This is a genomic window from Bacillus sp. mrc49, assembly GCF_002803435.1.
This window is the reverse complement of the sequence record NZ_PHNG01000312.1, coordinates 1-391: the sequence shown is the minus strand read 5'-3', so window position 1 is coordinate 391 and position 391 is coordinate 1. Positions and strand designations below refer to the sequence as shown.

The 391-nt window shown below is 57.0% G+C and carries 1 pseudogene; it reads right to left on the bottom strand.

What is annotated here, in order from left to right:
- A pseudogene (locus CVN76_RS02110) lies at positions 1-391 on the bottom strand (hypothetical protein); the annotation flags it as partial.

Here is a 391-nt window from a genome sequence, read left to right as displayed (position 1 = left end):
GCAAGCCAATGCGTGAGCCGGGCACCAGGTTCAGCTTGATCGAGTTGAGGATCACCTTGTCGCCGTAGCCGGCACTGACCTTCTCCATACGCAGCAATGGGTTCGGCAAGCTCTCCGGCTGACGGAAGCTAAAGCTGAACGGGTTATCCACATGGGCCGGCGCGATCAACTCCATGCGTTCGAGCATCTTGATGCGGCTCTGCGCCTGCTTGGCCTTGGTGGCCTGCGCGCGGAAGCGGTCAATATAGCTTTGCAGATGCGCCACTTTCTCTTGCTGGTTCAGGTACAGCGACTGCTGCTGGGCCAGCTTGGTCGAACGCTGACGCTCGAACGAGGAGTAGTTGCCGGTGTATTCGTTGATGGTCTCTTGTTCGATATGCAGAATTTTATC